Consider the following 25,195-nt stretch of genomic DNA (forward strand, 5'->3'; position numbering starts at 1 on the left):
CCATGGCTCCGCCATGCCGCCCTCCTCCGCCTTGCGATGCACGGCACCAGACGCCGCTCGCTGATCCGGCCTGATCGACGAGACACCCCCTAGCCGGGCCGTGCCGGTGGCACGGTGAGGGACCGACCCGTGGAGGGTCGGTCCCTTTCGTATGAGGGGTGCCGATGACTTCCGGCGTAACACGTTGTAGAGATCATCGTCCGTTCTTCCCGGAATCGCGTGTCCACTCAGAGACCCGAAGGGAAGGTCATGTCCTTCAAGAACATCTTCGACGGCGGCGCGAGCGGAGCCAAGGCGGCCGAGGAATCCGCGGAAAAGGTCCATGAGAAAGTCCCAGGCGCTCGGCCCGAACGGGAAGGAGTCGATCAGGAGCTGTACGACGACATCCCGGATCTGCCGCGGGACCCGAAAATCATGCGCGAGACGTCACCCGAGGCGCTCAGCATCATGAACAGCTTCATCACGCCGCTGTTCCGGAACACCCGGACGGCAGCCGCCGAGCAGAAGAACGCCAGCGAGAACCCTGGATCGACGTCCGGTATGGCGTCCTCGGCCAAGGACGAGGCCGCCAAGAAGATCGAGGCGGAGATCAGCGACGAGGACCGTCCCAAGAGCGGCGACGTCGAACTGGAGGAGATCAGGAAGGGAAATCACCAGTCGGCCAAGGACGTCAAGAGGAATGCCGACGGGTCGGTGAAGCAGTGAGAACCGGTGGGGTGAACCGACTCGTCTGATCCTGTCGCGCAGGGAGGGTGAAGAACATGGCCGAGCCCGAGAGGAACAACGTCAGTACGGCGTATCTGGGGGAGCGGTTCGTCCGCCATCCACTGACCGGACGCAATCTTAAGGAACTCCGGATCGCCGAACGGGCGCCCGTCATCCTGGAACGGGACAGGGAGAAGCTGAAGAGGAAGGCCGAGAAGAAGACACCGGACGGCAAGGACCGGTATGTCGCCCCCACCGGGTTCTCGCTCAACAAGGGGCGGTTCGGGGACTTTCCCGATGGCGAGCACGGGGAGAGCACGGCACACGAGCGCGGGTGGCTCGCCTATATGACGGTGGGTGTACCCCTCGTCGAGGAGCGCGGTGACATCGCACAGCCACCGCCTGACGTGATCTCCAAGCAGACGTTCGTCAATCGGACCGACCCCAAGCCCACCACGTGGTCGCACACCGTCGAGTTCTCGATCTCCAACACCATCAGCTGGTCGCTCCAGGGGCAGGTGCAGCTGACGTTCGGGGCGAAGACGACCGCGTCACTGCAGCAGCAACTGCAGAAGAGCATGGCGATGAACCAGTCCGAGAAGAAGACCCTGAAGAACAGCAAGGACAACCAGGGCGTCGACGCGGAGTCGCAGGCACAGTCGACGAGCACGACCACGGCCACGAGCACCGCCACGGGCACCGGGGAACTGTCGGCACAGCTGATGCTCGGGATCACCGCTTCCGTCAGTGGTTCCTTGACCACGGCCTTCAAGACGTCGTCCACGCTGAGCGGGGAGGTCGGCAGCCGAGTGGACGTCCTGGCCACGCAGCGGCGTCAGGTGCGGAGGTTCGACTACGAATTCCCCATCTCCTTCGGAGGCTGGGTCGCCCTGTACTACCCGGAGCCGGTGGAGGTCAAAGAGACCCGCCCGCAGGGCCCGCAGGCCCAGGAACCGGCATACTCCAAGGTCCTCGCATGGAAGCTCGGCGAGACCGGCACGGCCACGGAGGCCTTCGACCTGAGCGATCAGGGCAGGCCGTTCACGCAGAAGGGAGAAGCCGAGGTCGTCTCCACCCTCGCCGGGGTGCACGAGGTCTTCGAGCTCGAGAAGCTCAACTTCGACCTGAAGGACCACCCTCTGCACAAGCCGGGCCGTGACGAGCCGGTGAGGCCCAAACCGTCTCCCGTCAGCCTGGCCACGGGCCTGGGGACGGCCGACGGCCTCACGCTGGACCTGGAGAACCAGAAGGCGTACGTCACCGACCGGTACAACCAGGGCAAGCTGTACACGGTGGACCTCGCCACCGGCCGCACGGAATGCGTCCTGGACAAGCTCGGCGAGGTCAACGACGTGGTACTGGACCTGCCGGGCAACAGGGCCTACGTCACCGACTACAGCGGCACCGGGCGCCTGTTCGCGGTGAACCTGTCCGACCGTTCCACCTCGCCGGTCGCCGGGGACATCAAGGCCTACGGCGTCGCGCTGGACCTCGCGGGCCGCAAGGCCTATGTCACCGACTACGACCAGGGAAAGCTGATCGAGCTGGAGCTGGACGGCGAACAGGCACGGCAGCCGCGCTCCTGGCCGGTGACGCGAGCCGCCGGAGTGGCGCTGGCAGGAGGCAAGGCGTACGTCGGCCAGTACAACCTCGGCGGGTTGTACGAGGTCGACCTGACGGCGCCCGAGACCACACCGCGGGCCGTGGCCACCGAACTCGGTCACAGCGTCCGCGTGGCGCTGGACGGCGCGGGCCACGCCTACGTCACCGACTCGGCCGGCGGCAGGCTGCACGAGGTCGTCACGGTCGCCGACGGGACCAAGGGCCGCCGACGTGTGGTGGCCGAAGGTCTCGGCACGGTCTGCGGCGTCGCGCTGGACCGCGAAAGCGGCCTGATCTACGTCAGCAACCGGCAGGGCCAACTGCTGAAGATCCCGGGCCTGTTGCGCGACGCCTCGGAGAACGCGTAGTCAGACGGTGCGTTCGGCACCGTAGTAGCCGTGCCGCATCCGGAAGCGCATCGGGTCCGTGCCGTCCGCCTCGATGTGCTCGATGAGCCAGGACCTCAGCGGCTCCGGCAGCTGTCTGCCCCGCGCCGTCGTCCACTCGACGGTGGCGAACAGCACCGCCGCGCCGTCGAGCTCCGCCGGACTCAGCGGGGCGGCGGCGCAGGCGGCGAGGAGGAGAGCGGGATCCTCGGCCAGGAGCAGGCGCAGCACCGCCGCGTCGTACCACATCGATCCGCCGGAGGAACTCCTGGTGGACGTCCCGGCCCAGGCCAGCAGAAGCCGGATCCGCTCACCGCTGTCGGGATACTCGCGCCGGGCGGCAGCGGCGAGCCGTTCCTCGGCCCGCCGCAGCTCACCTGACCAGGAGCCGGGATCGTGCGCCGGCGGGCGGGCCACGTCTGCCGCGGCCCGCCCGAGTCCGTCCGGCGCGGCCCGTATCCAGCGCGTCCGGCGCTGCTCCGACCGCGCTTCCTCCTCCGCCAGTTCCTCGCGCACCCGGCGCGACCTGGTCAGTCCCCGCTCCGCCAGCCATGCGGTGAGCGCCGGACCGTCCCTCAGATCGGCGTCGCTGTCGCCCAGCCCGCGCAGGCCGGACTGGTGGTGCAGCGTCCAGCGGGCGAGGCGGGTGTCCTGGGCGTCGTACACCGTGATCGTCGGCCAGCCGGCGCACCGGCAGCTGTCACCGGTGCCGCCGTCGACGACGGCCAGGTGGCGCGCCAGATCCCCGATCCCGGCACCGGTCACGGTGAGGCGCGGCAGATCGGCGGAGTCGGCCTCGCCGGGTGCCGCCTCGACGATCACGACCCGCGCGGCGCGGTCCAGCACCGCCCTGAGCCGAGCCGTCGTCGGAGGGCCCTCACCGGCGATTTCTTCCTCTGCGTAGCTCACGGCGGCGACGATACGGCAGTCCACGTGCGCGGCGCCCCGGAGTCCGGGCCCTGGCCGTGGAGCCCTAGCTGTACGGCACCCACCGGCGGGCGGAGGTGTCGTAGGCGTACCGGGGCAGGTCCTCGATGCCGCTGGTGCGGAACGGGCGGCCCTTGTCGTCGACGCGGACCGTGCCGGTGCGGCCCTGCGAGGACCAGTCCAGCTCCAGGTACCAGCGGCAGTCGCACCCTTCGGTCCGTGCGGTGACCAGCAGGACCTCCGGGTCCCGCGCGGAGACCCGGTACGGCAGCCGGACCGCCGGGATCGGGGTGCCCGCGTCGTTCCCGGCGACCGAGCGCGCGATCGGCCGGTCCTTGTCGAGGTCCACCGCGAAGTGGCGGGGCGTGATCGAACCGCCGCAGCCCTGGTCCATGGCGTAGGCGTTGCCCGGCGCGGGCTCGGCGCGCCCGACCACGCGGACCCGCAGGGCCTCCAGCACGACGGCCGTGTCGGACAGGCCCTGCACGGAGATCCGTACGTTGGTCTCCCTGCCGTGCGCCGCGCTCTGCGTCGCCGCCCAGGTACCGGCGTCCTGCGGGGCCGGAGGCGGCGGGACCTGGGCGGGCGGCTTGCCGATGACGTAGTCGTGGTCGCAGCCCAGTGCCCACACCTGGGAGTCGGCGCTCCAGGCGAGGGGGACGGCGGGGGCGGACGGCTCGGTGCCGCGGCCGGAGGGGGTGGCGGAGGCGGCACTGGGTGAGGGCTTCTTCTCCGGGGTGGTGGCGGACGGGGTGGCGGAGGTGCCGTCAGGAGACGGGGAGGCAGCGGGTGCCGAGGGCGGGCGGCCGGGCGTGCGGGAGGGGGCGGTGGCCGTGGCCGGCGTATCGGAGGCCGAGGGGGTGGCCCCGGCGGCGGTGGGGCGGCGGTCGGTGGGCAGCGCGGCGAGGCTGCCCACGGTGGCCAGCAGGGCGCAGGCGACGGCCGAGGCGACCGCGAGACGCCGACGGCGGTACCAAGGAGTCGTTGGGGCCGTAGGGGCCGCAGGGGTAATGGGGGCCGTAGGGGTCATGGGGGCCGTAGGGGTCATGGGGGTTGTGGGGGTCGTGGGGCTTGAGGAGGCCGTGGGTGCTCCGGCGGCTTCGGTCTCGGCCGCGGACGGCACCTCCGCCCGCGGGACGTCCGTCCGCGGGACGTCCGTCCGCGGGACGTCCGTCCGCGGGACGTCCGTCAGGGATGCGGCGGCCGTCGGTGCCGCCGGTGTCCGCGTCGCCTCCGTCCCGGCCCGTGGCCGTCGGCGTGCCTCCACCGCCGCCAGCCACCGGCGGTGCAGCTCCACGCGCTCCTCCGGCGTCGCCCCGCACAGCGCGGCGAACCGCTCCACCGGGGCGAACTCCTGCGGGACCGCGTCCCCGGCGCAGTAGCGGTGCAGCGTGGAGGTGTTCATGGCCAGGCGGCGGGCCAGCGAACCGTAGCTGCGGTCCGTACGTTCCTTCAGTCTCCGCAGCAGTGCCGCGAACTCCGCGACGTCGTCGTCTCCGGACACGCTTCCCCCGGTCCGCTCACGTCCCCGGGACGGCATCCCAGGCACTTCATGTATCTGCACGTCAGACGGCATGGGATGGTTCCATGCCGACGCATCCGGCGTCCCCTGTTGCGCCCGCCCGGTGCCGCGGCCGATGCTCAGGGTGCCGCACCGAACGCCGGTCCGACCAGCCGGCGGAGAGCGGCGGTCCCACACTCACGCACTCGCACACGGGGAGACCCATGCCCATCCGCACCCGAGCCGGCGCGCTCACCGCACTCGCCGTCGCCGGACTCACCGCCGCCACGGCACTCGCCGCCCCGGCGGGCGCCGCGCCCACGAAGGCGCCCGCCCCCACGTTCCTCTCGGCCGCCGAACTGCCGCCGCACCCCTCGTCGTCGTGGACGGCCGGCAAGGTCACCCCCGGCGTCCCGGACGAGCTGCGGCTCTGCCTGGACGAGGTGTTCCCGGGCTACGACTCCCGCTACCGCCCCTTCCACACCGACCTCGACACCACCGCACGCCAGCTCACCATCGTCACCGGCACGGCCGACAAGGCGAAGGCGCTGGCCGCCCGGATGAACAAGGAGATCCGCTCCTGCGCGACCCGGATCGAGCAGGCCGACCCCGAGGTCGAGGCCGCCTACCGCGCCTACGGCAGTCTGCGCGTCGAGGAGGGCGCCCGCGTCCACGGTCTGCACACCGAGACGACCTGGGGTGCCACCGACGTCCGGCTGCTGTCCGTCGGGCGCGACGGGCGGACCGTGACCGTCGTGGAGTGGTCGCAGCTGGGCGACTTCGGGGACGCGCCGGTCCGCGCCTTCAAGAAGACGACGACCACCGCCGTCGCCAAGCTGTACTGACGGCAAGGAAAGACCACCGCGAGGCCCGTCCCGGGGCCGCTGTCTCCCACGGGGGTGGGGAGGGCGGCCCCGGGACGGACGTGTTCCGGCCACTTTCCGCCCGGCGGCCACCGGGCCGGAACGGAGGCGGGACGACCGCCGTCGAGGAACCATCCGCCCCATCTCTTGGCCGTGTACGGCTGGAACGGCAGCCCGCAATAGACAGTTGAGCCGATCTCCGCCGGTCGCCCGCAGGGCCCGCCGCGCGGGCCGGGCCGCTGCGGCCGCCCAGGGCCGCCCCCGCCATGGCCGAACATCCGGGTGTCGGCGAGCCGCGATGACTGGCCCGGGGCCCACTGGGCATGGATCCCCGTGAACGTGTTCGAGCAGGAGGGAAACCGACATCGGCACGCGGGCGGGGGACATGAAGAGGCAGGCACGAGGGGGCGGGCCCACGACGGTCGGGGCCTTCTCGGCAGGGACGGTGGAGGCGGAGACCGACGGCGCCGACGAGCGGATACCGGCGCCGCAGCTACGGCGCAGACTGGGGCGGGCGGACCTGCGGGCGGTCCCGGAGGCCCGCCGGGCGCTGCGCGAACTGCTGCGGCACTGGGGCAGGCCCGGCTGCTCGGACGTCGCCGAGCTGCTCACCAGCGAACTCGTCACCAACGCACTCGTCCACACCGACGACGACGCGGTCCTGACGGCCACCGTCGGACCACGCGGACTGCGGGTGGAGGTACGGGACTACGTGGCCCGCCGGCCCACACCGCGCGTACCGGACGCCGACGACGGTACGCACGGCCGGGGCCTGGTGCTGGTCCAGTCGCTCGCCGACGCCTGGGGCGTACGGCCGCACGAGGTGGGCAAATCGGTGTGGTTCGAGATCGGGGCGGACGCCGCCTGAGCTTTCCCCCGACAGGAGAACGGGACGGGGTGCGGCCTGTGCGGCCGCACCCCGTCCCGTCGTCGCCCGGACCCCGCTCGGGGCCTAGCCGAACTGCTGCTCCAGGTCCTTGAGCTTGCGCTCCAGGGAGTCGAGACGCGGCAGGGCCTGTGTGTCGTCCTCCGCGGTGAGGTCCACGGTGATCGAGTCAGAGGCGCCGCGGACCGGCTGAAGGGAGGGCCGGGCGCGCACCGGCAACTGCTCCTGCGTCGATATGGCAGGCTCCGCGGAGACCATCTCGGAGCCCTGCTCCGCCGACGGCAGCTCCACCTGGCGGCCGCCACCCCGGCCGACGAACCCGCGGTGACCCCGGCTGATCGCCTTCAACTGGGCCCGCTCCAGACGCTCCTTGTCACGCCGGCGCATCCGCTCCTGCTCCTTCTGGCGCTTGTCCTCGCGGACCTCCTCGACGGCCTCGTCGAGGCTGCGGACGCCCTCCAGGAGCATCAGGGACCAGGCGCGGTACGTCTCGCGCGGGGCCCGCATCCAGCGCACGATGCGGATCTGCGGCAGCGGGCGCGGCACCAGGCCCTGCTCGCGCAGCGCGGCCCGGCGGGTCTGCTTCAGCGCCCGGTCGAAGAGGACAGCGGCGGACAGGGACATGCCCGCGAAGAAGTGCGGGGCGCCGGCGTGGCCCGCGCCGCGCGGCGCGTGCACCCAGTTGAACCAGGCGGCGGCGAAGGCGAAGGTCCACACGAGTATCCGGGAGCCGAGCGCCGCGTCACCGTGGCTGGCCTCGCGGACCGCGAGCACGGAGCAGAACATCGCCGCGCCGTCGAGGCCGAACGGCACCAGGTACTGCCAGCCGTCGGAGAGGCCGAGGTTCTGCTCGCCGAAGCCGACCAGTCCGTGGAAGGAGAGCGCGGCGGCCACCGCCGCACAGCAGAAGAGCAGGACGTAGGAGACGGTGCCGTAGATGGCTTCCTTGCGCCTGCGGCGCTCCTCGCTGCGCTCCCACGAGTCGTCGGCCCTCGTGTCCTTCCCCGCGGAACGCTTGCCGCGCGCGAGCACCGCCACCGCCGCCAGCATGCCCAGGAGCAGTACGGCGCCGGGGAGCAGCCAGTTCAGCGATATGTCGGTCAATCTCATCTGGGGGTCCCTTGCATTGGGATAGGGCGTAACGCCCGCCATAGTGGCCCAAACCCGCAGGCCCTCAGAGGGTTTCGGGGCAAGAGGCCGCCAAGGAGGTGCAAGGGGATGCCCAGGGCGGCTTTCTGCTCGAACTGCCGCTTGAGGGGCGGGAGTTGAGTTCGAATAAGACTACCCATACGGGTGGTTCCACGGGAACTTCCTGCGACGGGTGAGGAAGTTGTGAAACAGCTGTAACCGTGCGGGTGTCCGGTGCGCGGATGATCTTACGCGACGTACGGGACGGGAACCGCACCGGTCGGCTCAACCGGCCGCCGCTGCCGCCAGCTTGAGCACGCGGTCCGCGTCGCAGGTGCGCGGGCAGGTGGCGCAGGTGTCCTCGGGGCGCAGGGTGTAGAACATGCAGCAGCTCGCCCGGTCCCGGGTGGGCAGCGACTCGCCGTCCGGGCCGGTCAGCTCCCGGAAGGCCGCCGAGCCGACGTACGGCTTGGTCGCGCCCGGCAGCAGCAGCTCCAGCTCGTGGCGGGCCCGCTCCTGCTCCCCGAAGAGATGGGCCACGTACCACAGCCCCTCCACGACCTCGTCGGTCGCCATGCCCCACAGCGCGCGGCCGCGGCGGCGCATCCGCGGGCCGAAGCCGCCGAGGACGGGTTCCAGGTGCTCGGCGACCGCGGCCCGCACCTCGGCGCGCAGCGCCTCCTCGTCGGCGACCACCCGGGCGCCGGGCAGGGCGGCGGCGGGGTCGCCGGGCAGACAGGCGAAGCCGGCGGGGCGTACGGCGAGGCGTCCCAGGGGCAGGCCGGGGGCGGAGCGGTCGTACGAGACATGGGTCACGGGGTAGCGGGGGACCCGGCGGTGCAGGAACCACGGGACGGTGATCAGCAGGCAGGCGGGCCAGGCGTACCGGTGCAGGCCGAAGCTGGCGATGACGTCCGGGCGGCCCTGCTGACCGTAGTCCCGCAGGACCTGGGCGTCGTCCCAGGCCAGGAAGGTGTCGAGGTCGGCCCCGCCCTCAGCGAGCGAGGCGGCGGCGACCCAGCCGCCGCCCCCGGGGGCCGGGTCCTTCGGGCTCAGCTCGGTGATGCCCATGCCCGGGAGGACCTCGGTGAGGCGGGCGTACGCGTCCGCGACGGCCGAAGAGAGCACAGGCATGTGGGACCACCGATTCGAGATCGAGTAGAGGTAAGCCTTACCTTACCCAATCGCTCGTGAGTTTGAACTACCGCGTTGTCGGCCTAAGGTGCTTGACGGACGAGTAACAACCGGCCGTAATCTGCCCAACCACCGACAACCGGCGACAACCGACGACAAGCCCGTCAGGAGGCACCCGTGATGCAGGCCGCGCGCGGTTCCGCCGGGACGGGATCCGAGGCGTCGGATCTTCCGGCGGGCGGCGGGGACGCGGCCGCGCCACGGGTGCCGCCGCAGGCGCGGGCCGCGACGGGCGACGCGGCGCTCGGCCGGGACGCCGGTACGGCGGCGGCGCGCGGCGAGCACACCCACAGCGAGCAGCCGATGCCGGGCCGGGCCGTCGTCCAGCGGTCCTCCGTCCGCGGGCAGGTCCTCCAGGCGCTGCGCACCGCGCTGGTCACCGGCGAGCTGCGGCCCGGAGAGGTGTACTCGGCGCCGGCGCTCGGCGAGCGGTTCGGGGTCTCGGCGACGCCGGTCCGCGAGGCCATGCAGCAGCTCGCGCTGGAAGGCGCCGTCGAGGTCGTGCCCAACCGGGGCTTCAGGGTCGTCCAGCGGGACGCGCGGGAGCTGGCTGAGCTGACCGAGGTGCGGGCGCTGCTCGAAGTGCCGGTGCTGCTGCGGCTCGCCCGTACGGTCCCGGCGGCCCGGTGGGCCGAGCTGCGGCCGCTGGCCGAGGCGACGGTACGGGCGGCGGCCTCCGGCTGCCGGGCCACCTACGCCGAGACCGATCGGGCCTTCCATCGCGCGCTGCTCTCCCTCGCGGGCAACGAGCAGCTGGTCCGCATCGCCGACGATCTGCACCGCCGGGCCCAGTGGCCCCTCGACGGCACCCCCGCCACCGGCTCCGCCCGCACCGAGCTCATGACCGACGCAGCCCAGCACGTCGCCTTGCTGGACACCCTCATCACGGGCGACACGGAGGCTCTGCGGGCGCTGACGGCGGAGCATTACGCCGCCGCGGCGGGGTGAGCGACGCGGGGGGCGCGGTGTCCCGGGGGTCGCGCACCCGGCGGTGAGTGCGCGGCGCTTCGTGGCCTCGCGCGCCCGGCGTTGAGGGTGCCGCCTCGGGGGGTTGTGTACTCGGCGCTGAGCGTGCCGCTACGCGGGGCCCGCGCGCCCGGCGTTGAGCTGCCGCCGCGCGGGGATCGAGCACCCTGCGTTGAGCGTGCCGCCTCGGGGGTCCGCGCACCCGGCGTCGGCGGGTTGCCGCCGCGCCCACCCGTGCCGCCCCGGGCGGCACGCATGCCCGCGGATCGGGCGGGGGTGTCGCCGCGGTTCCGTCCGCCCGGTCGGGCACGGAGGTGCGCCGGGCCTCGGGGAGCGGGGCGCCCGGCGTTGAGGTTGCCGCCTCGGGAAGTTCGCGTAATCGGCGTCGAGCGTGCCGCCTCGGGAGGTTCGCCTACTCGGCGCTGAGCGTGCCGCTACGCGGGGGCCCGCGCGCCCGGCGTTGAGGGTGCCGCCCCGGAGATTCGCGCGCCCGGCGTCGGTGGGTTGCCGCCGCGCCCAGCCGTGCCGCCCCGGGCGGTACGCATGCCCGCGGATCGGGCGGGGCGCTCGCGGGTTCGGCGGGGGCGGTCGCCCCGGTCCCGTTCGGGCCAGGGCGGTCCGCCCTCGTGCTACGCCGTAGCCGCCGGTGGCGTCAGTTGGCGGGCCAGCCAGGTGGGGACTCCGCCGAGGAGGGTGAAGAGGCGGCGGGCCTCCTCGCGGAGGCGGGAGGCCTCGGGTTCGGGCTCGGTGTCCGCAAGGGAGACCAGCGCGGGGGCCGTGCCGACGAGGTAGCCGAGCTCTTCGCGGATCCGCAGGGACTCGGCGAAGCCGTGCCGGGCCTCGGCCAACTCGCCGTCGCGCAGGGCGAGTCCGGCGAGGTGCCGCCAGGTGAAGGACAGCAGCAGCGGATCCGCGTGGGCCGTGGCGCCCGCGTGGGCGCGGCGGTAGGCGGCGCGGGCGGACTGCGGGGAGCGGGCCAGGTTCTCGGCGAGCAGACCGCGCCGGAAGTCCAGCAGGGCCCGGCCCGGCGCCCCCGGCGAGATCAGCGCGGCGGCCCGGCCGAGCGCGGCCCGCGCCTCGTCGGCCCGGTCGCGGACCCCGTGCAGGGTGGCGGCGTAGGCCAAGTACCCGCGTTCACAAGCGGCCGCGCCGCGTTCGTCGTCGCGCTGGGCCAGCGCCTCGGCGGTGCGCAGCGCGTCCTCGGCCTCCTCCCAGCCCCGCTCGGTGTACAGACACCGCTCCACCAGCAGCGCGGCCCGCTGCAACGCGGCCGCCGCGGTGACCGGTTGGAGCAGCGCGGCCGCGTCGGCCCAGCAGGCCCGCGAGCGCAGCCGCCATACCGCGGTCTGGAGTGGATCGTCCCCGGCGTTCGTTCCGTAACCAGACATGGCGGTATACGCCACCTCGCCCTCCCCGAGCACGCCATCGAGCTGTTGAGTGGTTGCGGCATCTCAGCACGAATCGGCGGGCCCGGCCAAGAGGGTGGGTGAAGGATTTCACAAAGTCGTGGGACTCTTGCCCGCGCAGGTTTCAGCTCATGCGCAGCGCCAGGAAGAAGTCCAGCTTGTCCTCCAGGCGGGACAGATCACGACCCGTCAACTGCTCGATCCGCCCGACCCGGTAGCGCAGCGTGTTGACGTGCAGGTGCAGCCGGGACGCGCAGCGCGTCCAGGAGCCGTCGCTCTCCAGGAACGCCTCCAGGGTCGGGATCAGCTCGGCGCGGTGCCGGCGGTCGTAGTCGCGCAGCGGGTCCAGCAGGCGGGCGGTGAAGGCGCGGCGGACGTCGTCGGGGACGAACGGGAGCAGCAGGACGTGCGAGGCGAGTTCCTGGTGGCCGGCCGCGCAGACCCGGCCGGTGCGCGCCGCGGCCACCCGGCGGGCGTGCCGGGCCTCCTCCAGCGCGCCGCGCAGCCCTTCGGCGGAGTGCACGGCCGCGCTGACGCCGAGCGTGACCCGCCCGTCGCCGTCGAGGCCGGCCGACAGCGGCTCCCGTACGGAGGCGAGCAGCGCGTCGGCGAGGACGCCGGTCTCGGAGCCGTCGTGCTCGGCGGAGACGGCGGGCAGCGGGACGAGCGCGATCGCCTCGTCCCCGCTGTGCGCGACGGCGATGCGGTCGGAGGGCTCCGGTCCGGTCGACTGCGGGTCGACCAGGATCTCCTCCAGGAGCGACTGGGCGACCGGTCCGGTCTCGATCTCGCCGCCGTCCCATTCGACCCTGGCCACCACGACCTGCCAGTGCGGGGCCGCGCCCAGGCCGGGCAGCAGCACGGGTGCGGCGACCCGCAGCCGGGCGGCGATCTCGGCAGGCGCGGCGCCGGTCTGCACCAGCTCCAGCACCTCCTGGGCGAGCCGCCGCCGCACGGTGCGGGCGGCGTCCCGGCGGTCCCGTTCGACGGCGATCAGCTGGGTGACGCCGTACAGCAGGTCCAGGCGTTCGTCGGCCCAGTCCCCGGCGTCCGCCTCGACGGCGAGCAGCCAGTCGGACAACACGCTCTCGCGCACGTCGCGGGCGGCCTGCGGGGAGCGGCCGCCGCTGCGGATCGGGAACAGCGAGTAAGTGGTGGCGCCGAGCTGCGCCCGGTGCGGGCCGCGCCGGCCGGTCCGGGCGGCGGTCAGGTGCTCGGCGGCGAGCCTCCCGCACAGCTCGGCGGGCAGCTCGGGGCCGCCGACCTTGGGCCCGGCGATCAGCCGTCCGGCGGGGGAGAGCACCCAGGCGCGCAGGTCGAGGTCGGAGCCGAGGAGGTCCAGGACCACGTCGGGGCCGCCGCCCGCGGGCCCGGAGGTCATCATCCGCCGGTGCCGGTCGACGACGGCCGCGAGGTCGCCGGCGCGCTCGCCGGAGACCTGCCGGACGACGTGCTCGGTGATGGTGGCGAAGGCCACCGACTCGTGCACCGCGAAGAGCGGGAGGCGGTGCCGGACGCAGGCCGCCGTCAGGTCCTCGGGCACGTCGCCCAGCTCGGCCTCGCCGGCCGCGAGGGCGGCGACGCCGGCCTGCACGAGAATCCGTACGAAGGGCTCGGAGTCGGCGGCGTCCCGGCGCCAGGCGAGGCCGGTCAGCACCAGTTCACCGCCCGACAGATAGCGGCTGGGGTCCCTGAGGTCGGTGGTCATCACACCGCGCACGGTGCGGTCCAGCTCGTCCTCGCCGCCGAGCAGCCTGAGGCCCAGCGCGTCGGTGTCCAGCAGTGCGCGCAGCCGCATTCTCGTCGCCGCCGTTCTTTGTCTCGAAATCTACGATGGAACTGATGGGTCGGGTTCGCGAGCCCGTTCGGCGGCGCGACGCGCGGTCGCCCGGTGCGGTGCCCCGCCGTTTCCTCCGAGGTGTCCCAGGTCACCGCCGTGGGTCGGACGTTTCCGGAGGAAAACAGGGAGGTTACTGATGACCTCCGTTCATACGAATCTACAAGATGACCGCCCTGGCCAGCCAACTCCTTCATGGTTTCGGTGACTGACCCCGTCGGAGTACGGAGCGGTGTACTGGCTCCACTCCGCGTTAACAGCACATGAACGAGCCGGGCCCGCCGCACACGGAATGGCTCAATCAGTACGACCCACCAGACGATGAAGAGAGCCGGTCATGGACTTCCTTCGCCCCGCCAGTTGGGAGGAGGCGCTCGCCGCTAAGGCCGAGCACCCCACCGCTGTGCCGATTGCGGGTGGCACCGATGTGATGGTCGAGATCAACTTCGACCACCGCCGGCCCGAGTACCTCATGGACCTCAACCGCATCGGCGAGCTGACCGAGTGGCAGGTCGGCGAGGACACCGTGCGCCTGGGTGCCTCCGTCCCGTACACCCAGATCATGGAGAACCTGCGCGCCGAGCTGCCGGGCCTGGCCCTCGCCTCGCACACCGTCGCCTCACCGCAGATCCGCAACCGCGGCGGCGTCGGCGGCAACCTCGGCACCGCCTCCCCGGCCGGCGACGCCCACCCGGCCCTGCTGGCCGCGGGCGCCGAGGTCGAGGTCGAGTCGGTGCGCGGCAGCCGCCGCATCCCGATCGACGAGTTCTACACCGGCGTCAAGCGCAACGCCCTCGCCCCCGACGAGCTGATCCGCGCCGTGCACATCAAGAAGGCGGACGGTCCCCAGCAGTACTCGAAGGTCGGCACCCGCAACGCCATGGTCATCGCCGTGTGCGCCTTCGGCCTCGCCCTGCACCCCGAGACCCGCACGGTCCGCACCGGCATCGGTTCGGCCGCCCCGACCCCCGTCCGGGCGAAGGCCGCGGAGGAGTTCCTGAACGCGGCGCTCGACGAGGGCGGCTTCTGGGACAACGGCAAGATCATCACCCCGTCGGTCGCCAAGCAGTTCGCGGACCTGTGCTCCGCCGCCTGCAACCCGATCGACGACGTCCGGGGCACCGCGAGCTACCGCCGCCACGCGGTCGGCGTGATGGCCCGCCGGACGCTCACCTGGACCTGGGAGTCGTACCGCGGCACCCGCCGCGCCTCGGAGGGAGTCGCGTAATGCGCGTCAATTTCACGGTCAACGGACGCCCGCAGGAAGCCGACGACGTCTGGGAGGGCGAGAGCCTGCTCTACGTCCTGCGTGAGCGGCTGGGCCTGCCGGGCTCGAAGAACGCCTGCGAGCAGGGCGAGTGCGGCTCCTGCACGGTCCGGCTGGACGGCGTGCCCGTCTGCTCCTGCCTGGTCGCCGCCGGCCAGGCCGAGGGCCGCGAGGTCGTCACCGTCGAGGGCCTGGCCGACTTCGCCCAGCAGCGCGCCTGCGGTACCGGCGCCTGCGGCACCTCGCTGGACGCGGCCAAGCGGTGGGAGGCCAGGCCGGCCGCCGACTCGCAGACCGGCGAGGGCACCGAGCTGTCGCCGATCCAGCAGGCGTTCATCGACGCCGGCGCCGTCCAGTGCGGCTTCTGCACCCCGGGCCTGCTGGTCGCCTCCGACGAACTGCTGGAGCGCAACCCGAACCCGACCGACGCGGACATCCGCGAGGCCCTGTCGGGCAACCTGTGCCGCTGCACGGGCTACGAGAAGATCATGGACGCGGTCCGCCTGGCGGCCGCCCGGCAGGGAGAGGCGGTCTGACCATGGCTTCCCCCAGCGGAACCCCCACCAAGCTCACCCAGGGAGCGCAGACCAAGGGTGGCATCGGCGAGTCCACGCTCCGCCCGGACGGCACCCTGAAGGTCACCGGCGAGTTCGCGTACTCGTCCGACATGTGGCACGAGGACATGCTCTGGGGCCAGATCCTGCGCTCCACCGTCGCCCACGCGGAGATCGTCTCCATCGACACCTCCCAGGCGCTGGCGACGCCCGGCGTGTACGCCGTGCTGACCTACGACGACCTGCCCACCGAGGTGAAGAACTACGGCCTGGAGATCCAGGACACCCCGGTCCTCGCGCACGGCAAGGTACGCCACCACGGCGAGCCGGTCGCGATCGTCGCCGCCGACCACCCGGAGACCGCCCGCCGCGCCGCCGCGAAGATCCACGTCGAGTACCGCGAGCTGCCGGTCATCACCGACGAGGCCTCCGCGACCGCCCCGGACGCGGTCCTCGTCCACGAGGGCCGCGACGACCACCACTCCGGCCACGTCCCGCACCCCAACATCGTCCACCGCCAGCCGATCGTGCGCGGCGACGTGGCGGCGGCGCGCGAGCGGGCCGATGTGATCGTCGAGGGCGAGTACACCTTCGGCATGCAGGACCAGGCCTTCCTCGGCCCCGAGTCCGGCCTCGCCGTGCCCGAGGAGGACGGCGGCGTCCACCTCTACATCGCCACCCAGTGGCTCCACTCCGACCTGCGCCAGATCGCGCCGGTGCTCGGCCTGCCCGAGGACAAGGTGCGGATGACGCTGTCCGGCGTCGGCGGCGCGTTCGGCGGACGCGAGGACCTGTCGATGCAGATCCACGCCTGCCTGCTGGCACTGCGCACCGGCAAGCCCGTCAAGATCGTCTACAACCGCTTCGAGTCCTTCTTCGGGCACGTCCACCGCCACCCGGCCAAGCTCTACTACGAGCACGGAGCCACCAAGGACGGCAAGCTCACCCACATGAAGTGCCGGATCGTCCTGGACGGCGGCGCCTACGCCTCCGCCTCCCCGGCGGTCGTCGGCAACGCCTCGTCCCTGTCGGTCGGCCCGTACGTCATCGACGACGTGGACATCGAGGCCATCGCCCTCTACACCAACAACCCGCCCTGCGGCGCCATGCGCGGTTTCGGCGCGGTCCAGGCGTGCTTCGCCTACGAGGCGCAGATGGACAAGCTGGCGAAGAAGCTCGGCATGGACCCGGTGGAGTTCCGGCAGCTGAACGCCATGGAACAGGGCACCCTCATGCCGACCGGCCAGCCCGTCGACTCCCCGGCCCCGGTCGCCGAACTCCTGCGCCGCGTCAAGGCGATGCCGCTGCCGCCGGAGCGCCAGTGGGAGTCCAGCGAGGGCGCCGACGTCCGGCAGCTGCCCGGCGGACTGTCCAACACCACGCACGGCGAGGGCGTCGTCCGCGGGATCGGCTACGCGGTCGGCATCAAGAACGTCGGCTTCTCCGAGGGCTTCGACGACTACTCCACCGCCAAGGTGCGCATGGAGGTCATCAACGGCGAACCGGTGGCCACCGTGCACACCGCGATGGCGGAGGTCGGCCAGGGCGGTGTCACCGTCCACGCGCAGATCGCCCGCACCGAGCTCGGCGTCGCCCAGGTGACCATCCACCCGGCCGACACCCAGGTCGGCTCGGCCGGCTCCACCTCCGCCTCCCGGCAGACGTACGTCACCGGCGGCGCCGTGAAGAACGCCTGCGAGCTGGTCCGCGAGCGGGTCCTGGAGCTCGGGCGCCGCAAGTTCGGCTCCTACCACCCGGCGTGGGCGACCGCCGAACTCCTGCTGGAGGGCGGCAAGGTCGTCACCGACGGCGGCGAGGTCCTCGCCGACCTGGTGGACGTACTCGAGGACGAGGCCGTGGAGCTGGAGGAGGAGTGGCGGCACCGGCCGACCGAGCCCTTCGACCTGCGCACCGGCCAGGGCAACGGCCACGTCCAGTACTCGTTCGCCGCGCACCGCGCGGTCGTCGAGGTCGACACCGAGCTGGGCCTGGTCAAGGTGATCGAACTGGCCTGCGCCCAGGACGTCGGCAAGGCGCTCAACCCGCTGTCCGTCGTCGGCCAGATCCAGGGCGGCACCACCCAGGGCCTCGGCGTCGCGGTGATGGAGGAGATCATCGTCGACCCGAAGACGGCGAAGGTGAAGAACCCCTCCTTCACCGACTACTTGATCCCCACCATCCTCGACACGCCGACCATCCCGGTCGACGTGCTCGAACTCGCCGACGACCACGCCCCGTACGGGCTGCGCGGCATCGGCGAGGCCCCCACCCTGTCCTCGACCCCGGCCGTCCTCGCGGCGATCCGGAACGCGACCGGGCTGGAGCTCAACCGGACGCCGGTACGCCCGGAGCACCTCACGGGAACCGCGTAACAGCCCTCCGGGCGGCGCACGGGAACGTCACAACTCCCGCGCCGCCCGGAGAACTCCGGCGCCGCACCGCTCGCGGCACCGCGCAGCACCACTGATCGTTCGTCTCGGGCCGTCCCCCGGGTCGTGCGGCCGAAGCACCTTCCCAAATCCCGACCGTCGCCCACGGCGGCCGGCGGGTGCCCCTTTGAACCTTGGGAGTAGGCCCACATGACCCAGCAGTCCCTGGAGTCGAAGACCGTCGCGGAGGACGCGGGCGCGGGAACCCGCGTCCCGGCCGGACGCTCTTGGCTCGACCGGTACTTCCACATATCGCACAGAGGCTCCACGGTCGCGCGTGAGGTGCGCGGCGGTGTCACCACCTTCATGGCGATGGCGTACATCCTCCTGCTCAACCCCCTGATCCTGTCCGGCAAGGACGCCGCGGGGGACACGCTCGGCCAGCAGTCCCTGATCACCGCCACCGCGTTCGCGGCGGCCCTCACCACGCTGCTGATGGGTTTCGTCGGCAAGGTGCCCCTGGCCCTCGCCGCCGGCCTCTCCGTCTCCGGAGTCCTCGCCTCCCAGGTCGCGCCCGAGATGACCTGGCCGCAGGCGATGGGCATGTGCGTGATGTACGGCGTGGTCATCATGCTGCTGGTCGTCACCGGGCTGCGCGAGATGATCATGAACGCCATCCCGCTCGCCCTCAAGCACGCCATCACCATGGGCATCGGCCTGTTCGTCGCCCTGATCGGCTTCTACAAGGCGGGCTTCGTCCACCAGGGCGAAGGGACCCCGGTCACCCTCGGCCCCACCGGTGAACTCGCCGGCTGGCCGGTCCTGCTGTTCGCCCTCACCCTGCTCGCCATCTTCATGCTCCAGGCCCGCGGCATCCCCGGCGCCATCCTGATCGGTATCGTCGGCGGCACCGTGGTCGCCGTCGTCCTCAACGCCGCCGGTGTCGTCGACCCCAAGCAGTGGGCGGGCGGCGCCCCCGAACTGCGCGGCGGTGCGGTCTCCATGCCCGACTTCTCCCTCTTCGGCCATGTGGAGTTCGGCGGCTGGGGCGAGGTCGGCGCGATGACCGTCGGCATGATCGTGTTCACCCTGGTGCTCGCCGGGTTCTTCGACGCGATGGCGACCATCATCGGCGTCGGCACCGAGGCGCAACTGGCCGACGACAAGGGCCGGATGCCGGGCCTGTCCAAGGCGCTGTTCATCGACGGCGCGGGCGGCGCGATCGGCGGCGTCTCCGGCGCCTCCGGCCAGACCGTGTTCGTCGAGTCGGCGACCGGCGTCGGCGAAGGCGCCCGTACCGGTCTGTCCTCGGTCGTCACGGGCCTGTTCTTCGCGGCCTGCCTGTTCTTCACCCCGCTGACCGCGATCGTGCCCGGCGAGGTCGCCGCGGCCGCCCTGGTGGTCATCGGCGCCATGATGATGATGAACGCCCGCCATGTGGACTGGGCCGACCGCGCCACCGCCATCCCGGTCTTCCTGACCGTCGTCATCATGCCGTTCACGTACTCCATCACCGCGGGCGTCGCCGCCGGCGTCATCTCGTACGTCGCCATCAAGTCCGCCCAGGGCAAGGCCCGGGAGATCGGCGCCTTCATGTGGGCCCTGACGGTGATCTTCCTGGTGTTCTTCGCGCTCAACCCCATCGAGGATTGGATGGGCGTGCACTAGCGGCCCGCCCCGCACCGCCCGCCACCCACCGCCCTCCCCGCCACCACCGACAAGGAGACCGAGAGATGCTGGACATCGCCGAAGAGCTGCACCGGTGGGTCGAGCAGGGACGCGACTTCGCCGTGGCCACCGTGGTGGCCGTCGGCGGCAGCGCCCCCCGCCAGCCCGGCGCCGCCCTCGCGGTGGACGCCGACGGCACGGCGATCGGCTCGGTCTCCGGCGGCTGCGTGGAGGGCGCGGTCTACGAACTGTGCCAACAGGCCCTCGAGGACGGCGAGACCGTCCTGGAACGCTTCGGCTACAGCGACGAGGACGCCTTCGCCGTCGGTCTGACCTGCGGCGGCGTCATCGACATCCTCATCACCCCGGTCCGGGCGGACGACCCCGCCCGGCCGGTGGTGGCCGCCGCCCTCGCCGCCGCCGCGCGGGGCGAGGCCGCCGCGGTGGCACGCGTCGTCTCGGGCCCGGCGCGGCTGCGGGGCCGGGCCCTGCTGGTGCGGCCGGACGGCTCGTACGACGGCGGCTTCGGCGCCCACCCCGAGCTGGACCGCACGGTGGTCGGCGAGACGGCCGCCTTCCTGGACGCCGGCCGGACCGGCACCCTCGAGATCGGAGAGCAGGGCTCACGCTGCGGAGCACCGCTCACCCTGCTCATCGAGTCGTCCGTACCGCCGCCCCGCATGATCGTCTTCGGCGCCATCGACTTCGCCTCGGCGCTGGTGCGGATCGGCAAGTTCCTCGGCTACCACGTCACCGTGTGCGACGCCCGCCCGGTGTTCGCCACCGAGGCCCGCTTCCCGGAGGCCGACGAGATCGTCGTCGAGTGGCCCCACACCTACCTGGAGCGCACGGAGGTGGACGGGCGGACCGTCCTGTGCGTCCTCACCCATGACGCCAAGTTCGACGTCCCGCTGCTCCGGCTCGCGCTGCGGCTGCCGGTGGCCTACGTCGGCGCCATGGGCTCGCGCCGCACCCACCTGGAGCGCAACGAGCGCCTGCGCGAGGTCGGCGTCACCGAACTGGAACTGGCCCGGCTGCGCTCCCCGATCGGCCTCGACCTGGGCGCCCGCACCCCCGAGGAGACGGCCCTGTCCATCGCCGCCGAGATCGTCGCCAACCGGCGCGGGGGCAGCGGGGTGTCGCTCACCGGGGCGCACACGCCGATCCACCACGATCCGACGTCGGCGGCGCCGCGGCGCATCGACTCGGTGGCCTGACGGTCCGTCACCGGTCGGCGCGAGTCGTGGCCGGTCGTCGTGCTCGTCGCTACGGCGGACGGCCTGCCGTCCGGCCGCGGGTCCGTCCGTCACGGCGGACGGCCTGCCGCCCGGCCGCGGGTCCGACCGTCACGGCTGCCGCAGCAGGCGGTTCACCGCCCGTCCGAACGTCATGCGCGCCGTCCGTTCCAGGGGCCGGTCGAAGAGCCCGGGCAGCAGGCGCACGCCCAGCTCCTCACGCCAGATCACGCGGGCACGGCCGCCAGGGCCCGGACGGACCTCCAGCTCCGCCCAGCCGAGGACGATCCGGCCGCGCTTCTCCAGCCGGCACCGGCCGGCGGTGTCGTCGCCGGGCGGCTGCCACTCGGTGACCTCCATCCGGTCGTCGAAGCCGAGCGGGCCGATCCCCGAACGGGCCACGAAGACCGTCCCCACGCCGTTCGGCGGGGGCGTGAGCACGGTGACGCGGGTCAGCGGGACGGCGTCCGCGTGCCGGGGCCACTCGGTGAGCCGGCGCCAGGCCTCGGGAAGCGGGAGCGGGACCGTGCGTTCGAGGGTGAAGGTGACCACGGGACGATCCTAGGGAACCGCCTCCCCGTCAACGGCACTCCCGATCACGCGTGTTGACCTGCTCCGTGTCTCACCGAACGGCCGGGCGGCCGGTCGGCGGTGTCGGCCGGGCAGCTGGACAGCCGGCGCGGCGGTCGGGGCCGTACGCGGCCCGGCGGCCGGCGGTCAGCGGTACACCTCGCCCGGCGCGGCCTTGCCCGGCGCGAGCAGCTGGGGCACGGTCACGAACACGTACCCCCGCTCCTTCAGCGCGTCGACGATGCCGGGGACGGCGGGCACGGTGCCGTCGTAGATGTCGTGCAGCAGGATGATCCCGTCGCGGTCGGCCTGCTCCAGCACGCGCTTCTCGATCAGCGCGGAGTCGTTCGTCGTGTAGTCCTTGGCCGTCACGGTCCACAGCACCTCGGCGAGACCCAGTTCGCGGCAGATCTCGTGCACGGTGTCGTCGGTGCGGCCCTGCGGCGGGCGCATCAGCGTCGGGCGGCGGCCGGTCAGGTCCTCTATCGCCTCGTTGGGGCGCTCCAGCTCCTCGCGTATCTCGTCCGGCTCCAGATCGGTGAGGATCTTGTGGTCCCAGGTGTGGCTGGCGACCTCGTGCCCCTCGTCGGCCATCCGCCTGACCAGCTCCGGGTACTTCTCGATGTGCCGCTCGCCGAGCAGGAAGAAGGTCGCCGGGACGCGCTTCTCCTGCAGGATGTCGAGCAGCCGGGCGGAGTGCTCGCTGGGTCCGGCGTCGAAGGTGAGCGCGATGCACTTGGCCCGGCGGCAGTCCACGGTGCCGTAGCCGGCGGCCCGGGCGCCGGGCGCGGCCTCGGCGCGGGCGGTGCTGGGTGCGGTGGTCTCCAGGTTCACGCACCCCGTCAGCGCGAGGGTGAGGGAGACGGCCGCGGCGGAGATCGTCGCCGCGGCGCGGAACCCGGCTCCCGGTCTTTTCATCTTCTTGGTCGCGAAAGGCATGCCGGGACTATACATGCCGTGTATACACGCGGTTCATAGTCGGCTCGGCGTGCCCGCGAGCCGCACGGGGCGTTTGATTCGGCCCCACCTTGGCACCCGCGACAGTGCAGTCGCACGACAGCGCGGTGACAGGCAGTGCCGTGACAGGTGGTGGAGTCACGCGCAGTGCAGTCACACGCAGTGCAGTCACACGCAGTGCGGGCACAGCTGTGCACCGGGGAGCCGACGCCGAGGGAGGCCGAGCGCATGACCGCCTACGCCGTGGTGATCCCCACGCTCGCCCCCGACACCCTCGCCGACTGCCTCGCCGCGCTCGCCGCCTCCATCGGCCCCAAGCCGCGGCAGATCGTGATCGTCGACGACCGGCCCCACCCCGAACCCGGCGCCCTGGACCACCCCTTGAGCGTCCTCGGCGACCTCCGCCCCCTCGCCACCGTGCTGGCGGGCGGCGGCCGCGGACCCGCCGCCGCCCGCAACACCGGCCTGCGCGCGGTCACCACCCCCTGGGCCGTCTTCCTCGACGACGACGTCCAGCCCGGCCCGCACTGGTGCGCCCAACTGGACCGCGACCTCGCCACCGACGACCCCGACATCGCCGGAGTACAGGGCGTCATCGCCGTGCCGCTGTCCGGCGGACGCGCACCCACCGAGGCCGAACGCCGCACCGCCGCCCGTGCGCGGGCCCGCTGGACCACCGCCGACATGGCCTACCGCACCGACGCCCTCAAGCAGGCCCGCGGCTTCGACGAGCGGTTCCACGGCGGCCACCGCGACGACCTCGACCTCGCCCTGCGCCTCCTCGACGCCGGCCGGCGCATCCGCCAGGGCCGCCGCACCAGCCTGCTGCCGGCCCACCCGGCCGGCCGCCTGGCGGAGCTGCGCGCCCAGCGCGTCCACGCCGACGACGCGCTGATGCGGCGGCTGCACGGGCCGCGCTGGCGGCACACGGCGGTCGTCCCGCGCGACCGCCTCCCGGTCCACCTCGCCCTCACCGCCACCGGCACCGCCGCCTGCGCCCTCGCCGCCGCCGGCCGGCGCGGCGCCGCCCTGGCCGCCGGGCTCGGCTGGGCCGCGGGCACCGCCGGCTACGCCCGCGCGCGCATCGCCCCCGGCCCCCGGACCCGCGACGAGGTGGCGACCCTGGCGCTCACCAGCGTCCTCATCCCGCCCACGGCCACCTGGCACCGGCTGACCGGACGGTGGCGATACCGCGCCGCGCGGCCCTGGCGGGAGGCCACCGGATGACGCGTGTCCGGGCCGTGCCGCCCCACCGCGAACGGTGACTTCAGGACCTCGGGGGCTGGTCCAGGGTGGGGAGGAGAAAGTGAGGGGCCGGCCGTCGGGCCGGCCCCTCACTCACCCTGCGCCCCCGGACGTCTCCCCGAGTGTGCGCACCGTGGTTGCCTCGGCCGGCAGTCGGTAACGTGACCCTCCGCATGGCGGAGCCGCCGGCCCTTCGGGCGGCGGTCGACGCCCTGCGACGGGGCACGAGGGGGCGGGGGTGGCCATGGGGCGGGACACGCGGCCCGGGCAGGTGATCGGGGGCAGATACCGGCTGGTGTCCGATCTCGGCTCGGGAGGGTTCGGACGGGTCTGGAAGGCCCACGACGCGACCCTGCGCATCGATGTCGCGGTCAAGGAGATCTGGTTACCGCCGGCCGTCTCCGAGACCGAACAGGCCGAACGGTCGGCGCGCGCCGCACGGGAGGCGCGCAACGCCGCCCGGCTGCGTGATCACCCGAACATCGTCGCCGTCCACGACGTGGTCGTCGAGGACGGCCTCCCCTGGATCGTCATGCGACTGGTCGACGGCTGCTCCCTGGAGGAGCATCTCTTCCGCCGCGGACCGCTGTCGGTGGACGAGACGGAGAAGGTCGCCCGGGCGATGCTGGGGGCGCTCGGCGCGGCGCACGCGGCCGGGATCGTGCACCGCGACGTGAAGCCGGCCAACGTCATGCTCACCAGGAGCGGAGAGGTGCAGCTGACCGACTTCGGGATCGCGGTCCACCCCGCCGACACCGCGCTGACGACCACCGGGGCGATCGTCGGCTCGGTGCCGTACATGGCGCCCGAGCGGGTGCGCGGTACCGACGGGCTGCCCGTCAGCGACCTGTTCTCGCTGGGCGTGACGCTGTACCAGGCCGTGGAGGGCGTCTCACCCTTCCGCCGGGGCACGCCCACCGGGTGCATGGCGGCGGTCCTCTTCGAGGAGGCCCCGCCGGCGGGACGCGCGGGCCGGCTGGAACCCCTCATCACGGCCCTCCTGGACAAGGAACCGGACCGGCGTCCGGACACCCGGTCCGCCCTCGCCCTGCTCACCTCGCCCACGGGGCCCGGTACGGACGCGGCACGGACCGAGACCTACACACGGATCGCCGGGGCCGTACGGGCGCTGGCCGAGGCACGGGTCGCCGAGGCCCTGCGGGCGGCCGAACTCCTGCGCCGTGCCGCCGGAACGAGACCCGGGCCGCACGACGCGACGACCACACCCGTCCGGCCCCCGGCCGCAACCCGGACCGTCCAGGCCACCCGCACCACCCAGACCACCCGCACCATCCAGGCCACCCGTACGACCCAAGCCGCGGGCAACAGGCCCGGGGCGGCAGTCCGGTTCGCCGGCGGCGTCGCGCTGGTGCTGGCCGTCGCGGCGGGCGCCGTGGCCCTGGCGCGGTCCGGCGAGAGCACCGGTGACAAGGAGATCTGCGACAGCGCGTTCGAGAGCATCGCGGCGTTCCGGCAGGCCCATCCCTCCTTCACCGAGGAGTCGGCGAAGGGACCGGCGGAGACGGTGGCCGCTGCCCGACTGGCGGCGGACCTCCGCGCCGAGGAGGCGAAGGCGAGCGACACCGACGTGAAGACCGCCCTCCACAACTACGCGGTCATCACCGAGGGGAACTTCCCCGACAGCACCCACGGCCTGATGTACGGCCACCTCCGCGAGGCCTGCGAGAACGTCGGCAGCGAACCGTGAGGTTCCCGGCCGCCGGCAGTTCCGCGTCCCTCGCCCTGTCGCCCGGCTGGAGCCGGTCGGCGTGACCCGCCTCGGACCACACCAGCTTCTTGAACTGTTCGGGGCTAAGCACGCCCAGGGGCTAGTTGTATTGATCACGAGCGTTGTTGACACGGGTCGGTCTTGATCGTGGCGAAGACCCCCGTGTGTGGTGGAGGTGTCGAATCTTCACCGCACGGAGG

General features: G+C 72.9%; 20 protein-coding genes. 12 read left to right on the plus strand and 8 right to left on the minus strand.

What is annotated here, in order from left to right; genetic code table 11:
- Positions 1–249: 249 nt before the first annotated feature.
- Positions 250–705 (plus strand): hypothetical protein, encoded by a 456-nt coding sequence (locus ABT232_RS37305; protein ID WP_351848978.1) that lies wholly within the window; start codon positions 250–252, stop codon positions 703–705.
- Between the two features lie 56 nt (positions 706–761).
- Positions 762–2,675 carry a YncE family protein gene (locus ABT232_RS37310; RefSeq protein WP_351848981.1) on the plus strand — a complete coding sequence of 638 codons (1,914 nt, stop codon included), beginning with the start codon at positions 762–764 and terminating at the stop codon, positions 2,673–2,675.
- Here ABT232_RS37310 and ABT232_RS37315 read toward each other — a convergent pair whose 3' ends face one another.
- Positions 2,676–3,602, minus strand: coding sequence for a hypothetical protein (locus ABT232_RS37315; RefSeq protein WP_351848983.1), 927 nt, complete (start codon positions 3,600–3,602; stop codon positions 2,676–2,678).
- A gap of 64 nt (positions 3,603–3,666) precedes the next feature.
- Positions 3,667–5,160: a helix-turn-helix domain-containing protein gene (locus ABT232_RS37320; RefSeq protein WP_351848986.1), complete on the minus strand. Its 1,494-nt coding sequence runs from the start codon at positions 5,158–5,160 to the stop codon at positions 3,667–3,669.
- A gap of 185 nt (positions 5,161–5,345) precedes the next feature.
- Between ABT232_RS37320 and ABT232_RS37325 the strand changes: the two genes are divergently transcribed.
- Both ABT232_RS37325 and ABT232_RS37330 read left to right on the plus strand, forming a co-directional pair.
- The gene (locus ABT232_RS37325; protein ID WP_351848988.1) at positions 5,346–5,966 is read left to right on the plus strand and encodes a hypothetical protein; all 621 of its coding nucleotides are present in this window, start codon (positions 5,346–5,348) and stop codon (positions 5,964–5,966) included.
- A 403-nt stretch (positions 5,967–6,369) separates the two neighbouring features.
- On the plus strand, positions 6,370–6,852 hold the full coding sequence (locus tag ABT232_RS37330; protein ID WP_351848991.1) for an ATP-binding protein: 483 nt from the start codon (positions 6,370–6,372) through the stop codon (positions 6,850–6,852).
- Between the two features lie 84 nt (positions 6,853–6,936).
- On the opposite strand, the gene ABT232_RS37335 is transcribed toward ABT232_RS37330, so the two are convergent.
- Positions 6,937–7,980, minus strand: coding sequence for a DUF2637 domain-containing protein (locus ABT232_RS37335; RefSeq protein ID WP_351848993.1), 1,044 nt, complete (start codon positions 7,978–7,980; stop codon positions 6,937–6,939).
- Between the two features lie 303 nt (positions 7,981–8,283).
- Positions 8,284–9,132, minus strand: coding sequence for a (2Fe-2S)-binding protein (locus ABT232_RS37340; protein ID WP_351848995.1), 849 nt, complete (start codon positions 9,130–9,132; stop codon positions 8,284–8,286).
- A gap of 177 nt (positions 9,133–9,309) precedes the next feature.
- Here ABT232_RS37340 and ABT232_RS37345 point away from each other — a divergent pair, with 177 nt between their 5' ends.
- Positions 9,310–10,140, plus strand: coding sequence for a GntR family transcriptional regulator (locus ABT232_RS37345; RefSeq protein WP_351848998.1), 831 nt, complete (start codon positions 9,310–9,312; stop codon positions 10,138–10,140).
- 647 nt (positions 10,141–10,787) lie between these two features.
- Here the strand turns inward: ABT232_RS37345 and ABT232_RS37350 are convergent.
- Both ABT232_RS37350 and ABT232_RS37355 read right to left on the minus strand, forming a co-directional pair.
- On the minus strand, positions 10,788–11,561 hold the full coding sequence (locus tag ABT232_RS37350) for a hypothetical protein (protein WP_351849001.1): 774 nt from the start codon (positions 11,559–11,561) through the stop codon (positions 10,788–10,790).
- A gap of 127 nt (positions 11,562–11,688) precedes the next feature.
- Positions 11,689–13,362 carry a PucR family transcriptional regulator gene (locus ABT232_RS37355; RefSeq protein ID WP_351849004.1) on the minus strand — a complete coding sequence of 558 codons (1,674 nt, stop codon included), beginning with the start codon at positions 13,360–13,362 and terminating at the stop codon, positions 11,689–11,691.
- A 376-nt stretch (positions 13,363–13,738) separates the two neighbouring features.
- On the opposite strand from ABT232_RS37355, the gene ABT232_RS37360 reads away from it, so the two are divergent.
- From ABT232_RS37360 to ABT232_RS37380, 5 genes are all read left to right on the plus strand, one after another.
- Positions 13,739–14,629, plus strand: a complete 891-nt coding sequence (locus ABT232_RS37360) for an FAD binding domain-containing protein (protein ID WP_351849006.1) — start codon at positions 13,739–13,741, stop codon at positions 14,627–14,629.
- Positions 14,629–15,204: a (2Fe-2S)-binding protein gene (locus ABT232_RS37365; protein WP_351849009.1), complete on the plus strand. Its 576-nt coding sequence runs from the start codon at positions 14,629–14,631 to the stop codon at positions 15,202–15,204. The genes ABT232_RS37360 and ABT232_RS37365 overlap by 1 nt, the downstream gene beginning before the upstream one ends.
- Positions 15,205–15,206: 2 nt before the next feature.
- Positions 15,207–17,594 (plus strand): xanthine dehydrogenase family protein molybdopterin-binding subunit, encoded by a 2,388-nt coding sequence (locus tag ABT232_RS37370; RefSeq protein ID WP_351849011.1) that lies wholly within the window; start codon positions 15,207–15,209, stop codon positions 17,592–17,594.
- A gap of 207 nt (positions 17,595–17,801) precedes the next feature.
- The gene (locus tag ABT232_RS37375) at positions 17,802–19,259 is read left to right on the plus strand and encodes an NCS2 family permease (RefSeq protein ID WP_351849014.1); all 1,458 of its coding nucleotides are present in this window, start codon (positions 17,802–17,804) and stop codon (positions 19,257–19,259) included.
- 65 nt (positions 19,260–19,324) lie between these two features.
- Positions 19,325–20,476, plus strand: a complete 1,152-nt coding sequence (locus ABT232_RS37380) for an XdhC family protein (protein WP_351849017.1) — start codon at positions 19,325–19,327, stop codon at positions 20,474–20,476.
- Positions 20,477–20,605: 129 nt separating this feature from the next.
- Here the strand turns inward: ABT232_RS37380 and ABT232_RS37385 are convergent, their stop codons facing one another.
- Entirely contained in the window at positions 20,606–21,046 is a 441-nt protein-coding gene (locus ABT232_RS37385; protein ID WP_351849020.1) for an SRPBCC family protein, read from the minus strand.
- 165 nt (positions 21,047–21,211) lie between these two features.
- Complete coding sequence (locus ABT232_RS37390; RefSeq protein WP_351849022.1) at positions 21,212–22,003, minus strand: polysaccharide deacetylase family protein; 792 nt, start codon at positions 22,001–22,003, stop codon at positions 21,212–21,214.
- 246 nt (positions 22,004–22,249) lie between these two features.
- On the opposite strand from ABT232_RS37390, the gene ABT232_RS37395 reads away from it, so the two are divergent.
- Positions 22,250–23,248, plus strand: a complete 999-nt coding sequence (locus ABT232_RS37395) for a glycosyltransferase family 2 protein (RefSeq protein WP_351849024.1) — start codon at positions 22,250–22,252, stop codon at positions 23,246–23,248.
- A 262-nt stretch (positions 23,249–23,510) separates the two neighbouring features.
- Positions 23,511–24,974, plus strand: a complete 1,464-nt coding sequence (locus tag ABT232_RS37400) for a serine/threonine-protein kinase (protein WP_351849026.1) — start codon at positions 23,511–23,513, stop codon at positions 24,972–24,974.
- The last annotated feature ends 221 nt before the right edge of the window (positions 24,975–25,195 follow it).

Origin of the sequence: Streptomyces sp. NPDC001532 (assembly GCF_040298625.1) — a bacterium.
GTDB lineage: Bacteria > Actinomycetota > Actinomycetes > Streptomycetales > Streptomycetaceae > Streptomyces.

What these genes read in the sequence shown, in the direction of transcription:
- ABT232_RS37310 (WP_351848981.1), top strand. Translation starts at nt 762, where the DNA reads ATGGCCGAGCCCGAGAGGAACAACGTCAGTACGGCGTATCTGGGGGAG.
- ABT232_RS37330 (WP_351848991.1), top strand. Translation starts at nt 6,370, where the DNA reads ATGAAGAGGCAGGCACGAGGGGGCGGGCCCACGACGGTCGGGGCCTTC.
- ABT232_RS37375 (WP_351849014.1), top strand. Translation starts at nt 17,802, where the DNA reads ATGACCCAGCAGTCCCTGGAGTCGAAGACCGTCGCGGAGGACGCGGGC.
- ABT232_RS37365 (WP_351849009.1), top strand. Translation starts at nt 14,629, where the DNA reads ATGCGCGTCAATTTCACGGTCAACGGACGCCCGCAGGAAGCCGACGAC.
- ABT232_RS37395 (WP_351849024.1), top strand. Translation starts at nt 22,250, where the DNA reads ATGACCGCCTACGCCGTGGTGATCCCCACGCTCGCCCCCGACACCCTC.
- ABT232_RS37320 (WP_351848986.1), bottom strand. Translation starts at nt 5,160, where the DNA reads ATGCCGTCCCGGGGACGTGAGCGGACCGGGGGAAGCGTGTCCGGAGAC.
- ABT232_RS37325 (WP_351848988.1), top strand. Translation starts at nt 5,346, where the DNA reads ATGCCCATCCGCACCCGAGCCGGCGCGCTCACCGCACTCGCCGTCGCC.
- ABT232_RS37355 (WP_351849004.1), bottom strand. Translation starts at nt 13,362, where the DNA reads ATGCGGCTGCGCGCACTGCTGGACACCGACGCGCTGGGCCTCAGGCTG.
- ABT232_RS37335 (WP_351848993.1), bottom strand. Translation starts at nt 7,980, where the DNA reads ATGAGATTGACCGACATATCGCTGAACTGGCTGCTCCCCGGCGCCGTA.
- ABT232_RS37305 (WP_351848978.1), top strand. Translation starts at nt 250, where the DNA reads ATGTCCTTCAAGAACATCTTCGACGGCGGCGCGAGCGGAGCCAAGGCG.
- ABT232_RS37370 (WP_351849011.1), top strand. Translation starts at nt 15,207, where the DNA reads ATGGCTTCCCCCAGCGGAACCCCCACCAAGCTCACCCAGGGAGCGCAG.
- ABT232_RS37340 (WP_351848995.1), bottom strand. Translation starts at nt 9,132, where the DNA reads ATGCCTGTGCTCTCTTCGGCCGTCGCGGACGCGTACGCCCGCCTCACC.
- ABT232_RS37400 (WP_351849026.1), top strand. Translation starts at nt 23,511, where the DNA reads ATGGGGCGGGACACGCGGCCCGGGCAGGTGATCGGGGGCAGATACCGG.
- ABT232_RS37380 (WP_351849017.1), top strand. Translation starts at nt 19,325, where the DNA reads ATGCTGGACATCGCCGAAGAGCTGCACCGGTGGGTCGAGCAGGGACGC.
- ABT232_RS37360 (WP_351849006.1), top strand. Translation starts at nt 13,739, where the DNA reads ATGGACTTCCTTCGCCCCGCCAGTTGGGAGGAGGCGCTCGCCGCTAAG.
- ABT232_RS37390 (WP_351849022.1), bottom strand. Translation starts at nt 22,003, where the DNA reads ATGCCTTTCGCGACCAAGAAGATGAAAAGACCGGGAGCCGGGTTCCGC.